This window comes from Microcoleus sp. Pol12A5, from assembly GCF_036701435.1.
GTDB lineage: Bacteria > Cyanobacteriota > Cyanobacteriia > Cyanobacteriales > Microcoleaceae > Microcoleus.
In genome coordinates this window covers 1-23,052 of record NZ_JAUBQU010000078.1, presented here as the reverse complement: position 1 = coordinate 23,052, position 23,052 = coordinate 1, and the positions used below count along the sequence as shown (strand labels likewise).

Sequence of the window (23,052 nt, the reverse complement as noted above, 5' to 3'; positions counted from 1 at the left end):
TGGGTAATGGGTAATGAGCGATCGTTAGTCGCTAATCTGTAATTAGTAATTTAAGTGACGGGAGTGGTTAATTTTTAGTATAGAGTTGTGAATTATGAACTCTTTAACTTAAAGCTTACAACTCAATACTCAAAACTATTTTCGGTGCTAGCGACGATCCTCTGGTCCAGATAACCAGCCAAACAATGTAGCAGCATCACCCCTAGAGGTTTTGCTATATTTATGGCCCTCCCTTTGCACTACTTCTTTGTTGAGGATAGCATCGGAGGTTTTGTCCTTGGAATTCATATTCGGGTTGAGTAGTAATTCGTTGTGCCACCAAGCGACAATTAAACCTGCTGCCACGCCACCGATGACACCAAGGCCCAGACTCAGGGGCAGCGTACATCCTACTAAGCGAAACCCAACGGTAAACAACACAAACCATATCAACGCGGGGCTAAACCCCTTCGAGTCTCCGGTAAATTTTGGCATAAGCTGCAACTTTTTTTTGTAATAAAACAGAAAGATATTTACAATATTACCAGAGAATCAAATTGCCAAGGGCGATCGCTCTGCAACTACTGCCCACAAATCACGTTTAATTGTACCTCTAACTCTTGCGCGGTATCTACAATCGTTACAGAAATTTGCTCTAATTCCGTAAAAGGTTCAAAAGCTGATTGCTGCGAACTCAATAGTTCGGCTGTCGCGTCGGCAATATCGCCTCTGCGCTGTTGCAGTCGTTCTCGCAATACTTCAATTGGTGCGGTGCAGTAAATGATTTGCAGGGGCAACCCGTGGGATTGAGCCTGATTAATTGCATCGGTTCTCGCTTTTTGGCAATCGAACTTTGCATCTAAAATCACATTCCAACCTCGTTCAGCCAGAATTATCCCCAACTCTAACAATCTACCATAAGTCTGTGCCGTCATTTCATCCGAGTACAAATCTTCCCCCCCGCGTTCGTTTAAAGAAATTCCGCCTAAATGTTTGCGAACAGCATCGGATCTAATGTGAATTGCCCCTGTGCGGCGAGCTAAATATCGAGCTGCTGTACTCTTGCCAGAACCCGACAAACCCGACATCAAAGTTAACTTTCCCCGGTGTGGTTTTGTGTATTGCCAAGCCAGTTTATAGTAATGAGCGGCAGTTTGTGAAATCTCTGCTTTTTGGGCCGTTGAAATAGCGGCATCGTCCAACATTAACGAAGTTACTTTTGCTCTAACATAAGCTTGACGGCTCAAATACAGAGGCAACAGTTGCAGTCCTTCCCAATCCCCTGTTTGTTCGATGTAAGTATTGAGAAAAGCGTTGCCTAAGTCTCTGCGCCCGCGCGATTCCAAATCCATTACTGTAAAAGCCACATCGTACATGACATCAACAAAGCGGAAAGGCTCGTTAAATTCAATGCAGTCGAACAGTAATATTTTATCTTGCCAGAATGCTATATTCCGCAAGTGCAAATCTCCGTGGCACTCGCGAATTTTATTATGGGCAATCCGCAGGTTAAATAACTCTTGATTTTCTGCAAAAAACGCATCAGTATAATTTTTTGTTTCCTCATATTGTGTCTGAGTCTGCGGGTCGCCGATATATTTTTGGGAAATCAGGTAATTGTTTTCTATTGCTGTACGAATCTGACTGACTTTGCCAAATGTGCGAATGTAGCTGTTACTAACTGCCGTGCTGTGAAACTTTGCTACTTCCCGCCCTAAGTCTGCCATAATTTGCTCTGTTAACAGTCCCCTATCCAACAAACTAAGCAACAGCGACTCTTGAGGAAACTCCTGCATTTTTAATGCGTATTCTACAGCAACTTCAGCCGGAGTTATAGCAGGTAAGTTGCTGCCAAATTGAAACGAATCCCCAATTTTAATAAGGGGCAAAACTTCTATATAAATTTCCGGTGCAGTGCGTCGGTTCATCAGCAATTCTTGGGTGCAAAAATGCTGCCTTTTCTCCAAGGTTGAATAGTCTAAAAAACCAAAATTGACGGGTTTCTTGATTTTGTAAGTATAATCTCCTGTCAGCAAAACAAAGGAAGCATGAGTCTGAATTAGCTGCACTGGTTCTGTCACCCCGTGCGGGTAAAAGCCGGGCTGCAACATTTGCTGAATCAGAGGTGGGAGACAAGTATCAGTCATATCGATTTTAGATTTTAGATTTTGGATTGTGGATTAAATCGATTTGGGCTTGTTGGGGATTTAGATAAAGATAACTTAAAGAAAATAGATGTTGAGTTGAATTCGATTTATTATAAAGTTGATAATTAGTGTAAACCAAAAATTACTGATGACAGAAAACAATCAAGATTCCCGTTCCGTGGATGTGTTTGGCGTGGGAAATGCCCTGGTAGACATCCTAGCATTGGTAGAAGATGAATTTGTACTCGGCCACGCGCTGAATCGCGGCGGGATGACGCTGATGAATTCGGAAACGCAGGGGGGGATTTTGCACGATTTAGAACACAATTCGCTGCAAATGCGATCGGGCGGTTCGGCGGCAAATACGATGATAGGTTTGGCTCAGAGCGGCGGTAAAGCGTATTATTCGGGGAAGGTTGCTAAGGATACTAACGGCGAATTTTACCGCCAAGATTTGCTGGCGGCGGGGATTGATTTTAACGTGCATCCTGCTGCTGAGTCGAACGGGCCTACGGGTACTTGTGTAGTGCTGACTACGCCGGATGCGGAACGCACGATGTGTACTAATTTGGGGGTTTCTACTACTCTGGCTGCGACTGATATTGATGTCGATCGACTGGCTCACTGCAAGTACAGTTATGTTGAGGGCTATCTTTGGGATGCTCCAGACCCTAGAAAGGCTAGCATTGAGACGATGGAACAGTCTAAGCGTCTGGGTGTGAAGGTGGCTTTTACTTTTTCGGATGGCTTTTTAGTCGATCGCTTTGCTGATGATTTTCACAAGGTGGTTTCGGAATATTGCGATGTAATTTTTTGCAATGCTGATGAAGTTCGGAGCTTTTTTAAGGAGGAATCTTTGGAAGAGTGCGCTCGGAAAATGAGCGAAATTTCGGATTTGGCTTTTATCACTAATGGGGATAAAGGCTGCATGGTGGTGGAGAACAAACAGATTGTTGATGTGGCTGGATTTCCGGTAAAGGCGATCGATACTGTGGGTGCTGGGGATGCTTTTGCGGGCGGTGTTTTGTTTGGAATTACTAACGGTTTGAGTTCTACACAAGCGGCTCGTTGGGGCAATTATTTGGCTTCTTTGGTGGTGCAGATTCACGGGCCGCGTCTGGAGGGTTCTCAGGCTCATCTTTTGAGTAAGGTGATTTCTGGTTAGCAATTGAAATAAAATGGGCGATCGCTCTTTTTTTGATAAAGAGCGATTCCCTACCCTACCCTACGGGGAAAGGGATAGCTTCGCTTCAGGCTCTTTTTTGAACCGCAGATGAAGGCAGATGAACGGAGATCAACGCCGATGGAGCAAGGGCGATCGTGTTAAAATCAGTGAAAGCTTAATTAACCGCACTTGAAATGCTAACAACTACATCGTTTACGGAGATAGTAAATAGGGATTGAATCACGAATCAATTGCTCTCATGATTGCCCATAACTTATTCAGTCAGACTTATTTTAGCTGTTTTTTTTTGCACTTGACCACCTTTTATGGGTCAGATAATCCATAGAGTGTTTACTTTTCCAACTTATTAAACCAGCCCTAAGTAGGTGTAATGTACACCGTGCGCCTTCTACAGATAGAGTTAGCACGTAATTCCTAAACCTTACTTAATCAGATAGGGAGGTTCAGATGACCAAAATCAATTCCGATCGCACTACTGCAACAATTGGGATCGACGTTTTCGCTCAATCAAATGGGCAGTATGTTTGTCAGATTTCATCATCTCTGAGCGATCGCCCCGACGATCGCATGAATTTTTACGGACAAACGAAAGAACACGCGATCGCGATTGCTTTAGAACATTTAGCCGACGAGTATCGGGAAAAAGCAGAAGAGTCTCAAAATATAGATTCGCTTGCGGTGGAAATTTCAGATTCTGGAGAACCAATTAATAAATATTATCATGTGATTGTACACTACGAAGAAATTTCGGAAGCAGAATCTAAATTTGAGGCAGTACACAATACAATGATGGGAAATACGATAGTTGAGAATGCCAGAATTGCAGCCATTGAGATTTCTCCCGATATTGAAATCGAGCCGTTAGAGCGATCGGGACTTACGCGCAGACACTATCTGTAAGATACGCACTGCGCGCCTTACCCTACACCTCAACGATCGAAACGGGAGTTAGTTTGAGGCTATCGACTAGAAGCGATCGCATAATTTCAAATACCCATTAATCCAGGTTTCGGAGGCAAATACGGACCGAATACCCCACCTACTACACCTATTGTTTGTGGTATTTTTCTGCTGTCTCCTGATAAAAGAGTTTTGCCCTTCACATTTAATTTAGACGAACCAGAACCATCTAGCATCATTACTTTATTAGCTCCAAAATTTTTGAGAGTATCACCAGCATTATTTTGAGTGGATTTGTCAGAAGTAAACAGTAAAACACTCTCATTAATCCCATCAGAACCATGAAGATCGCCAACACCGATGAATGTTCTTCCCTGTTCCGTATTCCGTGATGCTCCATACTCTATAGGATCGTAGCTGACCAGAATATTTTTGGCTGAAGATGAATCGAATAAATTCCGATCGTAGTCCTGGATAGTTGCCCGATTGCCGAACAATTCTAACATTAGTAAACTGTCTGCATCTTCTTGAGTTTTAGCGCCAGTGCTTACTACTTGTCCATCAATTTTTAGAGAGTGAATAACTTGAGCGCTTGTATCTCCGAAGAAGCCCCCGAACCCAAAATTATTCACTTTACTCAAAAATCCCTGATCGAAGTATTGACCATTTGTAACAGAGAAAGGCCGAGGATTTTTTCCGGAAAAATCCGACCAAGCTTCATCAATAGTTTGAGTCCTAAACTCAGGACTATTGCCCTCCTCAGTAATTTCTCCATGAAGGAACTTGACGGAGGCTCCCTTGCTTAGATCTACAATTTGTACGTAGTCAGAGCCTCTGCGATAAAAATCAATACCTATTGCACTAGACAAAGACTCGAAGCCATTGGGAATAGTTCGCGGTTTTTCAGGTTTTGTACCGCTTTCAGTGTTGCCGCTGTTGCTATTTTCTCCAGGCTTGCTGTCGCCAGGATTGGATGGTTTACCAGGCTCTTGGTAAGCAGTCGCCTTACTGCCATTCCAATAGATGTGACCGCCTTCAAAGTATTGAATCTTATTACCGTTACCCCGATCGATCTCCCCGCTTCTCGGAACTCCCAACCTACCATCAAGCCCGCCTGTTTTCAAATATTCTTGACGGATCGCACCGTAAATCGGAAAAGTTCCTTTAGGACTGCTGACGATCGAACCGCGCTCGAATAGTTGATAGCTGACATTGCCTGAATAGTTGGTAACATCTGAATTAGGTTTGCCGAGCGTATTTTGATATTTGTCGTAAACCGGATAGAACTTGTCAGCAATGTTGTGACCGTTGATCGATCTTGAATTAGTTGAATTAGGTGACGGTTGCTCTGGCTTTTCGATCGAATTATCACCGCCATCAGATGCCGCTACTTCTACAGGAACCTCTATTTTTTGACCTTTAGAAATTACGTTGGGATTGGAAATGTTGTTGTGTTTGGCAATGAATTTGTAGTAATCGGGAGCAGCGCTTCCCATTGTTTCTCTGGCAATTTCGCTGAGACTATCTCCGGCTTGAATCGTGTAAGGTTGCCACTCATAAGATTTGCCGTTAAATCGATCTGCCGTAGCTCGTTCCATCGGTTTTACGAGCCCTTCGTAACCCCAAGTTTCAGGTGTTGCGAATTCTGCGCGAGTGTTTTCTTGCGGTGCTGTTTCCTTCGCTAACTGCACGGCTTTATCTAAATCCAACAATCCAAAACCTGTTTTCCGATCCCAACCCGGTAAATTGACATCGATCGCACTTTGTTTGAGAATATCAATTACTTGCCGATCGCTCAACTCTGGATTGCTTTCCCACACAACAGACGCCCTCCCAGTCGCTTTCGCTGCTGCAAAAGAAGTTCCCGTAAGCGAATCTAGATTGTTCTCCCCCTCGGCAACTACAGCATCCAAACCATAGCCGTAACTGGAATAGGACGATCGGCGCACTCCGTCAAACGCCCCAACAGTCATAATATTGTCAAACTCCTGGGAAGCTTGACCCAAAACCGACATCACACCGCCGTCGTTGCCAGCAGCAACCACCAGCAGCACTCCATTCTGACGAGCATATTCTAAAGCCGCCCGTTCTCTGGGCGTCAACTCGTAGCGAGTCGTCACGTTGCCCTCGCCGTTAACTTGAGTTAAGTCCAGGCTGAGGTTGACAATAGCATTCTGCTGCCCCCGTGCCTTAGCTTCATGCACGAAATCTGTCAGCGACAAGTCCCACTGCCCGGAACCGCTGGCGCGTCCCAGCCAAACAGGAGCGCGATCGTTAATACCGTCAATGCCAATATTATTACCTGCGCGAGCGCCAATCAAACTCCAAACAGCCGTGCCGTGTTCGTTTTCTGCATCAGACGACACTAAAGGGTTGTTGTCACCGTCAATGCGATCGCGCCCCAGTGTCACTTTAGAATAATCAAGATCCGGATTGTTGGCAGCAAACCCAGTATCGATAATCCCGATTAAAGGCAGGCTGGGCTTCTTTGGTTCTAGAGGCGGTGCAGGATCAGCAGGCGGTTGAGTTTCAGCCGGTAACTGGGTATCATCGATCGACGGCGGTGCAGGTGCAGGCGCAGGCGCTGGTGTTGGTGCAGGCGCTGGTAGCGGTGCAGGTGCAGGCGCTGGTGTTGGCACAGGCGCAGGTGTTGGTGCAGGTGCAGGCGCAGGTGTTGGTGCAGGTGCAGGCGCTGGTGTTGGTGCAGGCGCTGGTAGCGGTGCAGGTGCAGGCGCTGGTGTTGGTGCAGGCGCTGGTAGCGGTGCAGGTGCAGGCGCTGGTAGCGGTGCAGGCGCAGGCGCTGGTAGCGGTGCAGGCGCTGGTAGCGGTGCAGGTGCAGGTGTTGGTGCAGGTGCAGGCGCAGGTGTTGGTGCAGGTGCAGGCGATGGTGTTGGTGCGGGTGGAGGCGGTTCTGTATCCGCAGGCGGTTTGCGCTCATCAGGCAGTTTTGATTTGACATAATCGATTAATTTCTTACCGCCTTCAGATTTAGTCCAATCCTTAGCCGGAGTGATAACTTCTTTCACCTCCACCGCTTTGCCAGTCGCACCCGTCAAACGGAAAATCACATCATCGTAGTCGTAATCTGACAGCGGAGTAATCGATCGATCCTCGATCGCGAATGTCTTACCATCGCCAGTAATATCTGCCACCTGGCCCAACAGCCAACCATCATCCTCGTCACTGCTAGATAGCGAAAACAGCGGACTTTTGTTGCCGCCAATATCAGGCTTATCAAATACTTCCTTAACCGTGCCATCTGGCACCAGCATCACAGCAAATGCTTCTCCTGGGTTCATCGAAAACTTCTTCACACCTTTGTAGGAACCGGTGTTCAGATTTACCTTTCCTAAAGTGCCCCTGAATTGAGGATCTGTGCCTTCTGTAATATCAGAAATCACGACGTGACCTAACACCGAATTACTCAGAGCCCTTCTTGCAGCTTCTTTGATAAACTCCTCAGAGCCTGGAGTAAATTTCTCCATACCCTGCAAACTAAATATGGCTAATTGTCCTTTGAATCCGCCGCCATCATACAGGAAATCAAAGCCTACTTCACCGGCGCGATCGGGCGTAAAAAAACCGGAGTCAACCTTCAAACCCGTGAGCGGGTCAACTTTTTCGTTTACGGCCAGACTAATCTGATAGTTTGTGTCGGAGGAGATGGGAGAAACTTTGAGAGTATAGTCTCCTGCGCCCAAATTCTCGGTACTGAGAGTTCCGGGATTTTTGCCGCTAGTTGAGATCGTTTCGAGCGGCTTTCCTTGGCTGTCGAGCAGTTCCATTTTCAGACCGCCGCTATAACCTTCAGCCAAGACTTGGAAACTGCCCGAAGCAGGACGATTGAAACGATAAATGTCTGTGGAATCTAGCTTACCAACGAAATCGATATTGAAATAGTTATTCTTAAGACTGCCGAGTTGAATGTTAGACATTTTTTACCCTGCCAACAAACTTACTTGTATTTTAATCAGTCGGCATAATTGAGCGATCGACTTTCAATACATCTGGGCTGCTTCCCAGATCCGGTCTCTCCCCACAACACAGATATCCGCCCATTCAAAAATTTACGATTGTAAGCTGCTACCTATCTCTCGGAATTAAGTCTTACTTTTTTCCCTGCAAGGAAACTTTAGAGACATTACTTTTTAGGCAGAATATAGTATTAGTTTTGGTTAAAGATTTTTTGAAAGAAAGCTCATTACTACCTCCTCTCTGTTGACGATACTTTATGTGTGCAAAGTTGACAAGCAATCTGAACGATTACTAGCTTGGCGAATTTATATCTCAGTCAATGAGACAGGACTTACGCACAGCCTCTAAATATAGGATTTTGTAGGCCAATCCCCCCGCTGATGAAAGCCCCTACATCTAGATATGGTGCGTAAGTCCTGCTTGATGTGTTGTGGAATTGGCAGAAGATCCCGTTTTCTTAGTCCGCGAAGGCGGACTTTGTATGTGTAGCCGCGGTTTCAACCGCCGAGTTTCAGCCGCCGATTTTATGGACTTCAACCACTAGAATAAATCCCTCTTTCTTGCAGTTGCTGCATAAAAAACTCTTCCAAACTAGGCTTAGCCAAATTCATACCAATTAGCTGCCCTCCGGTACCGCTCAGACTAGAAAGAAACTCCTTCGGCTCGCCCTGCAAATGACCGTACCACAAATCATTATCAAGTTCCATATCCGGTATCCATTTTTGCAGGATGTTCAAGTGGCCACCCCTACCTTCAACCCGGTAAGTTTCAGTATTACCCAAGAGTTCGTCGATCGCACCAATGCAGATTAACTCACCCTTCGCCAAAATTGCCACTCGATCGCAAATCTTCTCCACATCAGACAATATATGCGAATTAAAAAAAATTGTTTTTCCTTGATTTTTCAGAGATAAAATTATCTCCCGCATCTGATAGCGTCCCATCGGATCTAAACCCGACATCGGCTCATCCAAAAATACCACATCTGGATTGTTAATCAAAGCTTGAGCCATGCCGATCCGTTGCAGCATTCCCTTAGAATACTGGCGCAACTGTTTTTTAATTGCCGCCGATTGAGATAAGCCAACTAAGTCTAGCAAATTCGGAATTCGCTGCCGCTGAATCGAGGGGGGAATTTGAAATAACCCCGCCGCAAATTGCAAGAATTCCCAGCCCGTGAGATAATCGTAAAAATAGGGATTTTCTGGCAAATAGCCGACTCGCTGCTTCACAGTGCGATCGCCCAAAGGTCTCCCCAAAAGCAGCGCCCGCCCAGAAGTGGGGCGCACTATACCCAGCAAAGTTTTCAGCAGCGTAGTTTTCCCCGCTCCATTTTGCCCTAACAACCCGAAAGTTTCCCCCTCAGAGACAGTCAGAGTGCAATTTTTGAGCGATTCAATTTTTTCATTCATCCAGAAGCCGGTACGGTAGAACTTCCCCAGATTAAATGTTTCCACTACTGGGGTAGCTCCTGGCATCTCGGTGGAAGTGGGCGCATCTATAAGAGGTTCCATTTTCGTAAGCGAAATAAGTAGCACCTGATTATATTCTATTGCATCAGTTAAGTAATAATTGCTCTTTTTAATGTTAAACTAATATTAGCTGTACTTAAAATATTCGGAATATGGATCGTTCAAAAATTATTGCTATTATCACTGGGGTGATTTCTATAATTTTAGCAGTTGCCTACCTGCTGCTCGTCACCCTCCTCGACTTCCGAGGCGAAATGCTGCCCGCACCTCAAAGTCAGTTGCCAGTCTCCATGCCACTTCAGCAATTAGGCACTGCCAACCCGACTTTGCGATCGCCCAGGATTTATTCTCAATCGTGAGAAAAATAATACAATTAAAATTCCGAAATTTCCCCAGCACATCATGTAGACAAAATTACCGATTAATTAACGATAGGTTGAGATAATCGGCTAATAATTCTCACCTATATTTTGGCTAAATAAAGTCAATTTAACATGATGGAGGACTTTAGATATGAAACCGATAATTTTAATCGCTATCTTAACTCCTTTGTTGTTGACTCCGCCCGCCAAAGCGGAAAATATTACTTGCACCAGACAACGGATTGCAACAAATTACTGCAAAGATCATATTAGTCAAGCTCAGAATATTACTCTCGGACAAGCTTCGGATTTAATTAGCAAGTGGTTGGAGGCCAAGCAGAAAATATTTGCTCCTCCATTCGATCGCCAATTGCTGGCTAAAATGACTACAGGTATTTTGTATGCCGATACAGTCAAAGGGATAGACTATCTGAGAAAAAGCAATTCTCAGTACAGATACGGTGTCCAAAAAGTTGAATCCGTCGAACGCTTTGCAGCATCTGGGAACAAAGCCACTATTGAAGTCAGAGTCACCGAAGATGCCACAGTTTACCGAAATGGTAAAGTCGATAGTAGCAGTTTCAATACTAAGCTAGTTCGCTATACCTTAGAGTATTGGGATGGCATCTGGAAAATTGCCGACTCTCAAATTATCAGCCATTAGTCATGAGTTAGTTGTTATTTGTTACTAATGAGAATTAGTAATTGCTAATGGTGAGTGGAACTAATCACCCAAAACCAATAAACAAATAACAACTAACAACTAACTAATAGACATGAATAGCTTTCATCATGTGATATGCAACTAGCAACTGCGTCAAAGCTAGGGGGTAACTTTGCAAAACTTCACCAGTTGTACCGATCAGTTTGCCAATTTCCGGGTTGCCTTGGGCGGAGCAAAATCCCCGCAGGTGGGGCAACTCGCTGCACAAAATCATTTCCAGTTCGTTTACTTGCTCGCTGGTAGCGTGCGAGTCTACTTCCAAAACGTCAACTGGTTTGCCCATATCCCGATCGAGTCCCAAGCGAATTGCAGGTTGAAAACTATCGCTGCCTCGACCTAAAATTTCAGTAAAATCAGGGTGAGGAATTGTCGGTCTGAGCACTAAACGGACGCTTAAATTCGATTGATTGTCAGCTTCTGGCGGGTAAAAACTAACTACAACGTCGGCCGATTTGCGCTGAGGACGAATGAAGTCTTCAGAGTCCGGTTCCCGTTTTCTTATTTCTGCAAGCACCTGTTCTTCAGTATAACCGCGCTTCATGATATCGCGCTTAACTTTCCACTGAGTCCGCAACTCTTCTGGGGGAGCGAGATACACTTTTACATCGTAAGAATCGCGGATTGTTCGGGTTGCGTAACCCAGCAAACCTTCAACTATGACAAATTTGCTGGGCTTGATGTATTCCGGCGGGTCGAATGTACCTGTGGTGTGGTTGTAGATGGGTTTGAGAATTGCTTGTCCGGTACGCAGCAGGCTGAGGTGCTGCTGCATGATGTCGAGGTAATTGCAGTCGGGATGCAATGCTGTAATTCCGATTTCGGCCCTCTGCTTTCTGTCGTAGCGATGATAGTCATCAGTGCAAATCACAGTGACATTTTCTGGCCCCAATACTTGGGCAATTCCCCGCGTCAGGGTGGTTTTGCCCGCTGCGCTGTCTCCGACAATACCGAGAATAATTGGTCGATCGCTCATTGTTTTTACCCGGACGCACAATAGCAAATTTTGTTATCAAGCTTAAATCTTATCAAAATTATGTTCCATCCGATCGCTCGGTTTGATTTGATCTCCCCGGAGTCTATCCGAGGTGTAAAATTATTGTAAAATTTCTTAATAAAATTCAACAAAGCATACTCAGGGAACATCTCATTGAACGATCGCAATTACCCAATTCTCAATTCCCTGTTTGCCCAATTCCCAATGCCTCATTACCAGTCATCCTTTCGTTTGTTGTTGTAAGTTTCCCAATCATCGTATTGCGGCTGTTGATACAATGCTTCTGGTTCTATTTCTGATTCTAATTCGGCTGACATTTCTAATTCTGGTTCCGATTCCTGCTGATAAATGTTTAGAGGTTCGACAACCCGGGCGATCGCATCTTTGACAAATGCTTTGACAAACTCGTCTTTACGATTTAACTGAAACTGCCTTTGCACGACTTCGGCGATGCCGCCGTCGCCCCAATCTTGGTCGTGGCGGAAATATTCAATAAAACTTTTACCAGCAATTCGGGTTAAATAAGCGGCACTGACTGCTTGAATTGCTTTGCCCAGTACAAACCCCGCTACGCTTAACTGCAGCGCCCTTGACACTACTTGAATTACGCCTTCAACTATTCCCAAACTTGCTAGGGTTTTGGCTAGAGACAATGCCAATTCTTTGGCGCGATCGATATTTAATTCGCAGCCGTAAATCTTGGCAATTTCTACTACCATTTGAGCGTTAACTGCTGCTGTCGCTAACAAATCCACAACTGGCAAAGGGGTTACGGCAATTACTCCGGCTCCGATCCACTGAAATCGCTCTACTGCCTTATCAGCTTGCCGCCTTCTTTGAGCATCAATTAACTTGCGCGCTTGGTCTCCCAAGTGCTGAGATTGCAGCAAAATATTGTCCGCAATTAAGTCTTCGCCTTCAGCTCGCAAAATCGCAGCGACGCGCCGAATTAATGGCATAATATCCGGGTCTGGCTGAAAAATTGTGCCGTCTTCTAGTACAACTTTTTGCGGATTGGCGCTAATGGCTACTACATCCATTGCTGCTACAAAACCTTTGACTCGCTGCCGCAGTCGATCGAGAATTTCATCTCTGTCGGTGTCGGGATAAAGGTCAACTTTATTAAAAACCACGATCGACCTTTTGCCAATTTCCGCCAAAGTCCGCAGCGGTTCGTACTCGGATTTTCGCAAATCGCCGTCCAAAACAAATAAGATTAAATCTGCCCTCGCCGCCAACTGCCTCGCCAATTCCTCTCTGTAAGTCCCCGCAACTCCCGCTTCCAAGATGCCTGGGGTATCGGTAATTGCTAATTCTCGATCGATTCCTTTCAATTTCAGAGTGTAAGTTTCGCCAACTTCGGTAGTTCCCATCGGCGCGCCCACCTGTCCCGCCATCCGCCCCACCAGCGCATTGACAGCGGAAGTTTTGCCCGCAGAACCGGTGCCGAAAACAACTACTCTAACGCTGCCGCGAGCCATGCTAGCTTCAATTTCGCGAGCTCTCAACAGCAAAGCTTGCCGCGCTACTTCATCTTGAATGCGATCGACTTGTTGCCGAATTGCTTTAAGGTTTTCCGAAGCTGCTTCACTTTTGACAACAGGAACCTTCGGAGTAATCGGCCGTTTTCCCTTAACTTTCTGAGGGCGTTGCAGCAGCCTAAAATAGTAAACAAGCGCAAAAATTAGGGTTCCCAAAAGTACAATTATTAGGAAAATCAACAAATTAGCCAGCAGCGGAGAAGCAGACCACGCAACTTGACTGTAAAGCCCTGTTAAGGAACTCACCAGCCCAATAATCAACCCCAGGGCGAGGCAGAAAGCAGCAATTAAGGTTAACAGGCGCGGCAAAGGCATGAGGGGAGTGGCAAATAAAAGGGTTATGCTTTGATTTTTACATTACGCCGATAGTCATCAGTCATTGCAAATCTAAAATCTCAAATCTAAAATGCCGCAGTGCCCGTTAGCGAAGCCCTCGAAGAGGATCGTACTGCGCGAACCCGCAAATCCCGATTATGTCGCACTGCGGGCGCGATTTACGGCGTTGTAGCGCCAGCAGGACGGACAAGTGCGATGGTCCTCTTGCTGCAATTGTAGCTTGCACGATAACTCAGCTACAGCCGCTCACCCGCTGGAACCGCAGGCTGGTTTATTTGCATCTACCTACTTATTTATTCGGTGATTTATTCGATCGCAAGTGGAGCCATACTTTTTTATTAAGAATAAAATATCACATGAAGTATCCAGAAAGCCGGTTTATTCAGGTCAGTGCCTCCTAGAATGTCCGAAAGCGGAAACGAAAAACCGGGTTTATTAGGCAGGGTAAAAGCATCCTAATTCACAAAAATTATCAAATTCAGTATCCATGCGGTACTCTCAAATCAGCCGCGAGTTAAGTTAGACTGAATTGTCAGTGCGTGAATAATTCACAGGTTAGCATCTATGCAGCTCAAACATCTGAATCAGCCTTCACAAGAACTCTCTACCTCTTGCGAGCATAAGATCAAAGAGAGCCAGCCACTAAAGCCCAATTATTTCGCTCACATAGCCCGTTCCTTGGGCAACCTCAGTATTCGCGACAAAATCAGCAGTGGGTACGCACTGGCTCTTTGTGTTGCGATTGCGGGAACGACTGTCGGGATGTTGGCGGGCAATCATTACTATCGCAGAACGAACAATCAAGTACATATCGATCGAGAAAGTCAGCTTTTAAATAAGTTGCAGGTGGCTTTACTGCGAATGCAAAACAGCCAAGAGGGGCTGATTTACTGGATCGAAAAACCGCAACTTTTTAACAGCAAATATGGACAGCTACAAAACAATATTTACAATTTGAAGTTGTTGCTCTCTGACGCTAAAAATCCTAAATACCTGGAAGATATAGAAGGCATAGAAAAATTTAGACAAACTTGCGATTTGTTATCTAATTATATAAATCGACTAGAAATAGTTAATAAAAAAATTAGTAAACTGCCAAATAACCCCGCTCAACAAAGTGTTAAACGTAAGTTACTGTCGAATTTAGATCGAGATAAAATAGGGTTGCAACTAGATAGGGCGGTCAATGATATAGCAGAAATTATCGATCGCGCCCAAGAGCAAGAAGATGCTGGGCGGGAGGCTCTGCTGCAAGCGCAGGCGCTGCGGGTGCAAATAATTTTGGGTAGCATGGCATTGTCGATCGTCGTTGCAGCATTGCTAGTGGCCTTGACCAGTCGGGCGATCGCCAAACCTCTCGCCGCTGTTACTAAAATTGCTCAGCGAGTAACTGAAGAATCTAATTTTCAGTTGCAAGTACCAGTTACCAGCAACGATGAAGTGGGAGTATTAGCAGCTTCGCTGAATCAACTGATTCAGAAAGTAAATCAGTTGCTAGAAGAATTGAAATCTGAACAACAAAGCCAGATACTTCAAAATGAAAAAATGGCAACTTTGGGGCGGATGTTAGCCGGTGTTGCTCACGAAGTTAACAACCCAATCAATTTTATCTATGCCAATATCGACCCGGCGAGACATTATGTTGAAGATATTTTAGATTTTCTCAAAACTTATGAAACAGAAATTCCCACCCCCCCTGCCGCAGTGCTGGCAAAAGGCGAAGAAATAGACATCGATTTTCTCAAAGAAGATTTGATCAAAATATTTGACTCGATGCAAGTAGGCGCTGAAAGAGCCAAAGCTATTATCTTAAGTTTGAAAGATTTTTCTCGTCTTGACGATGCAGCCCCTCATCCCGTCGATTTGCACGCCTGCATAGACAGCAGTTTGCTGATTCTCAACAGCCGCATCAAACAGGGCATTGAAGTGGTGCGAAATTACGGGAATATTCCGACTGTTGAAGGCTATATGGGTTTGCTTTACCAGGTATTTGTGAACCTTCTGAATAATGCACTAGATGCTGTGGAAGAGAAAGCAAAAAGTGAGAAATTCAGGTCTGATGAGGTGAAAAAACAATCGGCTTCGGAGTCACTCCAGGAAGCATCGAGTTTTACGCCGAGAATTGTGATTGCTACAGAATACTTGGACGACGATTCAGTAGTAGTGCGAATTTCTGATAACGGTATGGGAATAGCGCCAGAGAGTCAAGAAAAAATGTTTGAAACATTCTTTACTACTAAACCGAGAGGTGTAGGTACTGGTTTGGGATTGGCAATTGGTCGCGAAATTATCGTCAAGAAACACGGCGGAACAATTAACTGTTGGTCGGAGGTAGGAACGGGGACGGAGTTTTCGATCGCCCTGCCGATTAAGCAGGAGGATTCAATGCAAAATGCGCTCTTACAACCTCCAATTGCTCGTGAATATAATTCCCTCGGCAACGAGAACGTACCAACCAAGCCCGAAAAAAGAGGAACTGTAAAAACTTAAAAATTATTCGTTTTTATCCCTGTTTCAAAAAAGAATGCAACTCCAAGCAAGCTCGCCACTTTGATGTCAGAATTCATTCCCGATCTAACATCTAAAATCTAAAATTTAAAATGGTATGAGATTGGTTACTGACTGGCTGTCGCTCCCCCACTCAATGAGTGATAATACCCAAATCAAAACTATTTTCAGTAATCTTGAAAAACAGGAGTTGCTATAATTTAAAGTTGAGCAATCACTGTACGGAGCGAAATTATGGGACTATTTGACCAAATTTTGAGCGCGATCGACAATCCCAACCAACAAGCAAGTCCCAATCAGTTGGGCAACATTATCGGTGCGGTAGAGCAGTTGAGCGGCAACCAGGGCGTCGATGCGAGTACGACTCAGCTAGCAATGTCGGTTTTGGGCGGATACGTGCGATCGGCATTGCAAGACGTGCGATCGCAGTCAGGAGACGCACAAGCTCAACAACTTGTCAACCAATTTAGCGGCACAAATCCCAATCCCCAAGCAGTACAGAGTTTGTTCGGAGCAGGCCAACTGACGCAAATAGTAGCCGATATCGCCCAAAGAACCGGTTTGAATAACGCCACAGTGCAAGCGATGATACCTGTTTTGGTGCCGCTCGTACTGAATTTGCTACAAACCGGCGGCAACGCTCAAAATCCAGCCCTGGGGGGAAATCCCGTTTTGAATACGTTTTTAGATGGAGATGGAGACGGCGATGTAGATATTACTGACGCAATGTCGATGGCTAGCCGCTTTTTGAATCAGCGAAGTTAATTTGAGAATTTTGTAACTGCAGATATCAGCGGATGGACACAGATGAAAGGAGATTGGATTTTATCTGCGTTCCTCTGTGTTTATCTGCCTTCATCTGCAGTTACAAAAAATTCCAACTTTAACCCAAACCCAAATCAGTCACAGCACCGACACTGCTAGAAGAAACCAACTTAGCGTATTTAGCCAAAACGCCCTTAGTATAGCGAGGTTTAGGAGGCTGCCAAAGAGCGCGCCGCTGCTCCAATTCTGCATCAGAAACATTGAGCTGCAACAAGCGATTTTGAGCATCAATTGTAATCGAATCGCCCTCTTTTACCAAAGCAATTGTTCCGCCAACTTGTGCTTCGGGTGCAACGTGACCGACCACCATTCCGTAAGTTCCGCCAGAGAAGCGACCGTCAGTAATTAACCCGACAGAATCGCCCAAACCGGCGCCAATAATTGCCGAAGTTGGTGCTAACATTTCGCGCATTCCCGGCCCGCCTTTGGGCCCTTCGTAGCGGATGATAATCACATCTCCGGCTTGAATTTTGCCCGCTAAAATTGCCTCTAAACAATTTTCTTCAGATTCAAATACCCGCGCCGGGCCGGTAATTTGCGGTTTCTTAACGCCACTAATTTTAGCAACGGCTCCTTCGGTTGCCAGATTTCCTCTCAGAATTGCTAAATGTCCTTGGGCGTAAAGCGGGTTGTTCCAAGAACGGATGACATCTTGGTCGGTGCGGGGTTCGGCTGGAATATCTGCCAACACTTCAGCCACAGTTTGACCGGTAATTGTCAGCGCGTCTGGGTGCAGTAAACCCTTTTCTAGCAGCATTTTCATTACTTGGGGAATGCCGCCGGCTTTGTGCAAATCGGTTGCTACATATTTGCCGCTGGGTTTGAGGTCGCACAGCACCGGCACTTTCGCTCGAATAGTTTCAAAATCGTCGAGGGTCAGTTCAACGCCGATCGCATTGGAAATGGCCAATAAATGCAGCACAGCATTGGTTGAACCGCCGATCGCCATAATTACCGCGATCGCATTTTCAAAGGCCTTGCGAGTCAAAATTTGGCTCGGTAACAACTGTTTGCGGATCGCTTCCACCACAACTTTTGCAGATTCGGCAGCGCTGTCAGCTTTTTCGGCATCCTCAGCAGCCATTGTCGAAGAATAAGGCAAACTCATGCCCATCGCTTCAAAAGCACTCGACATCGTATTTGCTGTGAACATTCCGCCACAGGAACCCGCACCCGGACAAGCTTTCTCTTCCACTGCTTTGAGTTCTGTTTCGTCAATTTTGCCCGCGCTGAATTGACCGACTGCTTCAAAAGCGCTGACAACGGTTAAATCCTGTCCGTTGTGGTGTCCTGGTTTGATCGTGCCGCCGTAAACAAAAATAGCAGGAATGTTCATGCGGGCGATCGCAATCATCGCCCCCGGCATATTTTTATCGCAACCGCCGACAGCCAGCAACCCGTCCATACTTTGGCCGTTGCAAACAGTTTCGATGGAATCAGCAATTACATCTCTCGAAACCAGAGAATATTTCATCCCTTGAGTTCCCATCGAGATTCCGTCGCTGATAGTAATCGTACCGAACATCTGTGGCATCGCGCCGGCTTCCCTTGCACCCGCAATAGCCCGCAAAGCGAGGTCGTTCAATCCCATATTGCAGGGCGTAATCGTGCTGTACCCGTTGGCAATCCCCACAATCGGCTTAGTGAAATCGCCGTCACCAAAACCGACTGCCCGCAGCATTGCTCGGTTGGGCGCGCGCTGCACGCCCCCAGTCACAGCTTGGCTTCTCAAATTTTCAGGCATTTTAAAATTTCCTTTGTCTGTTGACAGTTGACAGTTGACAGTTGACAGTTGACAGTTGTCAACTGCCAGCTCGCCCAAAAACGAATACAAGTTTCCGATAATCGTCGTGGTGAGCCCATAATTTTAGACCAAAGTTCCGGCTCCCAGATGAATCTGTGGAGCAAATCTAAAAATCTAAAATCTAAACTCGACTGACTCAGTGCCGAGCGCCGAGAGTTTTACCCTATTGTTGATTTTCTCAGAAGCTTTGATATTTGTCAGACCTTTTAGGAGGCAGTGGCACAGCAGTGTCCCGAAAGCAGTGCAAAGATTCTACAGATAGTACAGCGTGCAGAGTGAATACCGTAGTTATCTGGGATGATGTGGTAACACCCATCACTCTAACGTTTAAAAAAAATTGCGAGGCGAATGACATGGAGGCCGATCGAATTCTGAGGCAATATGCGGCCGGAGAAAGAAATTTTCGAGAGATTAACCTCGTCGGGGCCGACTTAAAAGGGGTAAACCTCAGCGAGGCTAACTTTACCAGAGCGAATTTCCAAGACGCAAACCTCAAAGGCGCTAACCTGACGGGAGCGAACTTGCGTGAGGTGAAATTGGCAGGGGTGGATATGACGGAAGCCAACCTCAGCGAAGCAAATCTCATCGGTACCGATTTGAGCCGCGCCAATCTCAGCGGGGCTAACCTGATGGGAGCCAACCTGCGCGGCTCAATGGCAAGAGAAGTCAACATGACCAAGGCTAATTTGACCGAAGCTAACTTGACCGAAGCCAACTTTACCGAAGCGAATTTGTTTGCGGCCAACTTAACCGACGCTAGCATGATTCGCATTAATTTGATGAAGGCAAATTTGAGTTGGTCAACTCTCAAAGCGGTAAACCTGACAAATGCCATCCTCAGCGAGTCGCTTTTAGAAAGAGCTAACCTGAATCAGGCAATTCTCAGCGGGGCGATGGTGAGCGGGGCCAACTTGGCTGGTGCAGACTTGCGCCAAGTAACGATGGTGGGAGCTAATCTGAGCGAAGCTAATCTGAGCAATGCTAATTTGAGAGTTGCTAATGTGAGTTGGTCAACGCTGGCAAGAGCTAATTTGAGCGGAGCTAATTTGTACCGGGCCAAGCTGTGCTGGTCTAATTTTAGCGGGGCTGTTTTGGTGGAAGCGGTTTTGATTGACGCTAATCTCAATCGAACTAACTTCCGCGATGCAGATTTGAGGCGGGCAATTATGCCCGACGGCACGACTAATGATTCTTAAAATTTGATTGTTGACTGTTAACTGTTGACTGTTGACTGTTGACTGTTAACTGTTGACTACTGACTAATGACTAATGACTATCACTGAATTATTGATGTTGGGTGCGGCGGGAATTTTTGCCGGAATTCTAGCTGGATTTTTGGGTATTGGCGGCGGTACGGTGCTCGTGCCTTTGTTGGTAGCTCTCAAGTATGCCCCGGTACAAGCGGTTGCTACTAGCGGTTTGTCGATCGTCATTACAGCTATTTCTGGCAGCATCCAGAATTGGCGCATGGGCTACCTCAGCTTGAGCCAAGTCGCAGGCATCGGATTTCCCGCCGTCATTACAGCACAAATCGGTGCTTATTTGGCGGGAATATTTCCGCCTTACTTGCTGTTACTTACTTTTGGGTTGTTGCTGTGGCTCAATATTTATTTGATTGAAGTTCGCAAGCACCTGACAGCTAAGAAGAAAGCGGAAGCAGAACCAGAGGAACTAGGAGTAGAAGCCGGAGAAGGAGACAATGCTCAATTACCTATTACCAATCACGAATTACCAAATAATTCTAATATTTTATTCAATCCAACGTTTGCTAAAATTGCTACCGGCAGTGCGGCGGGTTTATTAGCGGGTTTGTTCGGCGTAGGCGGCGGGGTAATTATGGTTCCGCTGCAAATTTTGCTGTTAGGAGAAAGCATTAAAACCGCAATTCAAACCAGCTTGGGCGTCATCGTCATCACGGCAATTTCGGCGACGGCGGGACACGCGGCGCGCGGGAATGTTTTGTGGGTTGTGGGGTTAATTCTTGGCGGTGGCGGTTTTTTGGGCGCGCAGGTGAGCACGCGGTTTTTGCCGAGATTGCCCGATCGTATTGTTAGTTTAGCTTTTCGATCGCTCTTGGCAGTATTATCGATTTATGTTTTCTGGCAAGCTTGGCAAAAATTTAGTAATGGGTAATTGGTAATGTGCGCGCGCAGCACCCTACGAAAGAATCCGGGAAGGTACGCGCGCAGCACCCTACGAAAAACTAATAACTAAGGCTAATTTGCTGATAGTTTCTTCACGGCGCGAGTCAGACGCTGCAAATAAGGCTTGACAATTTCTTGATTTTGTCTCTGCAATTCGGAAACTTGCTGCTGCAACTGCTGAATCTCGGTTTGCAGCATCCCTGTGTCTATTGTGGGTCGATCGAGCAAGTCCTGCAATTGCTTGAGAGAACCTTGGATTGTATCGAAGTCTACTTCGTTCGATCGCTCCTGTAACTGAGCCGTAATAGTTTTAACTTCAGTTAACTTTTCGCCCATCAATAAAAATCGGACGTTGACATTTTCCCAATCATGCTCTCTGAGGGCGCTAGTTTCCAAAATGCGGAGTTTTTGCTGCAAATCGGACAGAGTGGTGTAGATTTCCTGAGAGTCAGCCGGCAGCGCCTGGGCTTGGCGTTCGAGGGAGGCTACGGCAGCTTGTACCTCGGCGATGGCGCCGGATTCCAAGCCCTGGAGTTTCTGCCGCAAGTCGGAGACGGCGGTGTAGAGTTCCGCAGGTTCTCCAGGTAGTATCTGAACTTGCTGCGAGCGACGTTCTACTGCAGCCTGTACGTCCGTAATCGCAGAATTTGCCTTTTGTTGCATTTGTTGCTCGAAACGCTGGCGATTGGCGAGATTCAGCGAAAGTGCTGCGGTTAAGGGGGCGGCAGCGTAGACAATTTGGCCAGACAATCCTGCAGCAATCGTGCCAATCGCTGAACCAGCAACAGAGGCGTATTCTACCAATTCTAGCCAGTCCGGCTGGTTCGGGGCACTTCTGGAAGCTGGGAATGATGCTTTTTCAATCTTCTGCATAGCCTTTTAGTCGTAGTCGGATAGATGGCGATACGGACATGATAAAAGCGATCGGCAAATAAATCAGGGCTATTTGTCAAAATTTCCTGATTGTGGTATTTTTATTGACCTCGTGCCGAATACCTTCTGCCTTCAAAACGGTCAGTGTCAGGTAAAATTCAAAATAAGTCGATCGCTCAAAACACTTAACCGATAACCATTCACCGCCGTCTGTCAGGAGTATAGAGAAAATGGGTCTTAAGATTATTGAAAGTTACGATAGCAGTTTTGTCCTCGAACCCGATGCTAAAACTGCACTGTTCGGTTTGTTAACCGGTGAAAGCTTTGTCAAACAAGTAGCGCTACAATTGCAATGCTCGCGCATTGAGTTTGCCGAGTTACTTTTTCAGCCAGTCCCTTACAGCAGCGAGACGCCGAAGGGAATGCCTGCGGAATTTGAAAAGTATCACGAATCGAGCGATTTTGCGATCGTCAACGTCCCGCCTAATTTCATGTTCCAAGCCAAAATATTTAAACCCAGCCGCCTCTGTGCAATTTATCGAGTTTTCAAGAGTTAAGTAAAGGCTGGTTAATCTGTGGTTTAATCTAAAATCTAAAATCTAAAATCTAAAATCGGATGACAGAAGACATTCAATCTCTCGCCAGCTTAGAATTCATTCCATACATAGACTCTGAGGGAAAATTACCCGATTTTGTCCACGGAAAAATCGGCGTTTACGCGATTTTTGACAGCGAGAAGGTCCTGCAATTTGTCGGCTATTCTCGCGACATTTACCTCAGCCTCAAACAGCATTTAGTACGCCAAACCCAATATTGCTACTGGCTGAAAGTCCAAACTATTGACAAGCCCAGCCGCACTATTCTAGAAAGCATTAGAGAAAGTTGGATTGCCGAAAACGGTTCCCAACCCCAGGGTAACGGTGCCGATGCTGCCAAGTGGAACGATCCCATCGACACCAAAACAGTGATGACCGCCCAAGAAACAGCAAATTATGAAGGTATCTTCGCCGATGAAATTGCCAAAGATAAATTGTTGAAAAATGTCGCGCGGCGTGTGGAAAATGAAATTTTATCGCTATTGAAAGATCGCGGCGTAACTGAAGAAATCCGGTTTAATCCCAAGCTAAAAACTAGCGGATTGCTGGATTTAAAGTAAATACCGCGGTAGTGCTTTTATGTAAAGGATAGAGGATAATAGCTCTATGCCAATCTTTTGAGGAGTCTCATGATGAAACCCTATCTGATTTGTCCCACTTGTGGTTCTGACGATGTGATGAAAAAT

General features: G+C 45.8%; 18 protein-coding genes. 10 read left to right on the top strand and 8 right to left on the bottom strand.

All coding sequences use genetic code 11. The features are described 5' to 3' along the window. Positions 1 to 147 precede the first annotated feature (147 nt). Together QUA45_RS19455 and QUA45_RS19450 are read right to left on the bottom strand one after the other, a co-directional pair. Positions 148 to 474, bottom strand: a complete 327-nt coding sequence (locus tag QUA45_RS19455) for a hypothetical protein (RefSeq protein ID WP_333071845.1) — start codon at positions 472 to 474, stop codon at positions 148 to 150. 86 nt (positions 475 to 560) lie between these two features. Further along, positions 561 to 2,126, bottom strand: a complete 1,566-nt coding sequence (locus QUA45_RS19450; protein WP_333221890.1) for an AAA family ATPase — start codon at positions 2,124 to 2,126, stop codon at positions 561 to 563. 148 nt (positions 2,127 to 2,274) lie between these two features. On the opposite strand from QUA45_RS19450, the gene QUA45_RS19445 reads away from it, so the two are divergent. Beyond that, on the top strand, positions 2,275 to 3,291 hold the full coding sequence (locus QUA45_RS19445) for an adenosine kinase (protein WP_333097217.1): 1,017 nt from the start codon (positions 2,275 to 2,277) through the stop codon (positions 3,289 to 3,291). Positions 3,292 to 3,759: 468 nt separating this feature from the next. Then, complete coding sequence (locus QUA45_RS19440) at positions 3,760 to 4,212, top strand: hypothetical protein (RefSeq protein ID WP_333097215.1); 453 nt, start codon at positions 3,760 to 3,762, stop codon at positions 4,210 to 4,212. An 86-nt stretch (positions 4,213 to 4,298) separates the two neighbouring features. On the opposite strand, the gene QUA45_RS19435 is transcribed toward QUA45_RS19440, so the two are convergent. Together QUA45_RS19435 and QUA45_RS19430 are read right to left on the bottom strand one after the other, a co-directional pair. Beyond that, positions 4,299 to 8,147 carry a S8 family serine peptidase gene (locus QUA45_RS19435; protein ID WP_333221889.1) on the bottom strand — a complete coding sequence of 1,283 codons (3,849 nt, stop codon included), beginning with the start codon at positions 8,145 to 8,147 and terminating at the stop codon, positions 4,299 to 4,301. A gap of 573 nt (positions 8,148 to 8,720) precedes the next feature. Further along, on the bottom strand, positions 8,721 to 9,701 hold the full coding sequence (locus tag QUA45_RS19430; RefSeq protein WP_333221888.1) for an ABC transporter ATP-binding protein: 981 nt from the start codon (positions 9,699 to 9,701) through the stop codon (positions 8,721 to 8,723). 110 nt (positions 9,702 to 9,811) lie between these two features. Between QUA45_RS19430 and QUA45_RS19425 the strand changes: the two genes are divergently transcribed. Further along, entirely contained in the window at positions 9,812 to 10,018 is a 207-nt protein-coding gene (locus QUA45_RS19425; RefSeq protein ID WP_333097210.1) for a hypothetical protein, read from the top strand. Between the two features lie 154 nt (positions 10,019 to 10,172). Next, positions 10,173 to 10,685: an ARC6/PARC6 family protein gene (locus tag QUA45_RS19420; RefSeq protein ID WP_333097208.1), complete on the top strand. Its 513-nt coding sequence runs from the start codon at positions 10,173 to 10,175 to the stop codon at positions 10,683 to 10,685. A gap of 103 nt (positions 10,686 to 10,788) precedes the next feature. Here the strand turns inward: QUA45_RS19420 and QUA45_RS19415 are convergent, their stop codons facing one another. Beyond that, positions 10,789 to 11,718: a phosphoribulokinase gene (locus QUA45_RS19415; protein ID WP_333097206.1), complete on the bottom strand. Its 930-nt coding sequence runs from the start codon at positions 11,716 to 11,718 to the stop codon at positions 10,789 to 10,791. Positions 11,719 to 11,951: 233 nt separating this feature from the next. Further along, entirely contained in the window at positions 11,952 to 13,595 is a 1,644-nt protein-coding gene (locus tag QUA45_RS19410; protein WP_333097204.1) for a GTP-binding protein, read from the bottom strand. Positions 13,596 to 14,180: 585 nt separating this feature from the next. On the opposite strand from QUA45_RS19410, the gene QUA45_RS19405 reads away from it, so the two are divergent. Together QUA45_RS19405 and QUA45_RS19400 are read left to right on the top strand one after the other, a co-directional pair. After that, complete coding sequence (locus QUA45_RS19405) at positions 14,181 to 16,106, top strand: ATP-binding protein (protein ID WP_333097202.1); 1,926 nt, start codon at positions 14,181 to 14,183, stop codon at positions 16,104 to 16,106. Between the two features lie 252 nt (positions 16,107 to 16,358). Then, a complete protein-coding gene (locus QUA45_RS19400; protein WP_333159539.1) occupies positions 16,359 to 16,889 on the top strand; it encodes a hypothetical protein in 531 nt (176 codons plus the stop codon). A gap of 118 nt (positions 16,890 to 17,007) precedes the next feature. On the opposite strand, the gene ilvD is transcribed toward QUA45_RS19400, so the two are convergent. Further along, a complete protein-coding gene (ilvD, locus tag QUA45_RS19395) occupies positions 17,008 to 18,693 on the bottom strand; it encodes a dihydroxy-acid dehydratase (RefSeq protein WP_333097198.1) in 1,686 nt (561 codons plus the stop codon). A 413-nt stretch (positions 18,694 to 19,106) separates the two neighbouring features. Here ilvD and QUA45_RS19390 point away from each other — a divergent pair, with 413 nt between their 5' ends. Together QUA45_RS19390 and QUA45_RS19385 are read left to right on the top strand one after the other, a co-directional pair. Next, complete coding sequence (locus tag QUA45_RS19390) at positions 19,107 to 19,949, top strand: pentapeptide repeat-containing protein (RefSeq protein WP_333077249.1); 843 nt, start codon at positions 19,107 to 19,109, stop codon at positions 19,947 to 19,949. A gap of 73 nt (positions 19,950 to 20,022) precedes the next feature. Then, the gene (locus QUA45_RS19385; RefSeq protein ID WP_333221887.1) at positions 20,023 to 20,886 is read left to right on the top strand and encodes a sulfite exporter TauE/SafE family protein; all 864 of its coding nucleotides are present in this window, start codon (positions 20,023 to 20,025) and stop codon (positions 20,884 to 20,886) included. An 83-nt stretch (positions 20,887 to 20,969) separates the two neighbouring features. Here the strand turns inward: QUA45_RS19385 and QUA45_RS19380 are convergent, their stop codons facing one another. Beyond that, entirely contained in the window at positions 20,970 to 21,770 is an 801-nt protein-coding gene (locus QUA45_RS19380; RefSeq protein WP_333097194.1) for a hypothetical protein, read from the bottom strand. 230 nt (positions 21,771 to 22,000) lie between these two features. Here QUA45_RS19380 and QUA45_RS19375 point away from each other — a divergent pair, with 230 nt between their 5' ends. Beyond that, a complete protein-coding gene (locus QUA45_RS19375; RefSeq protein WP_333077206.1) occupies positions 22,001 to 22,327 on the top strand; it encodes a hypothetical protein in 327 nt (108 codons plus the stop codon). Positions 22,328 to 22,386: 59 nt separating this feature from the next. Then, positions 22,387 to 22,926 (top strand): GIY-YIG nuclease family protein, encoded by a 540-nt coding sequence (locus tag QUA45_RS19370; RefSeq protein ID WP_333097192.1) that lies wholly within the window; start codon positions 22,387 to 22,389, stop codon positions 22,924 to 22,926. Positions 22,927 to 23,052 lie beyond the last annotated feature (126 nt).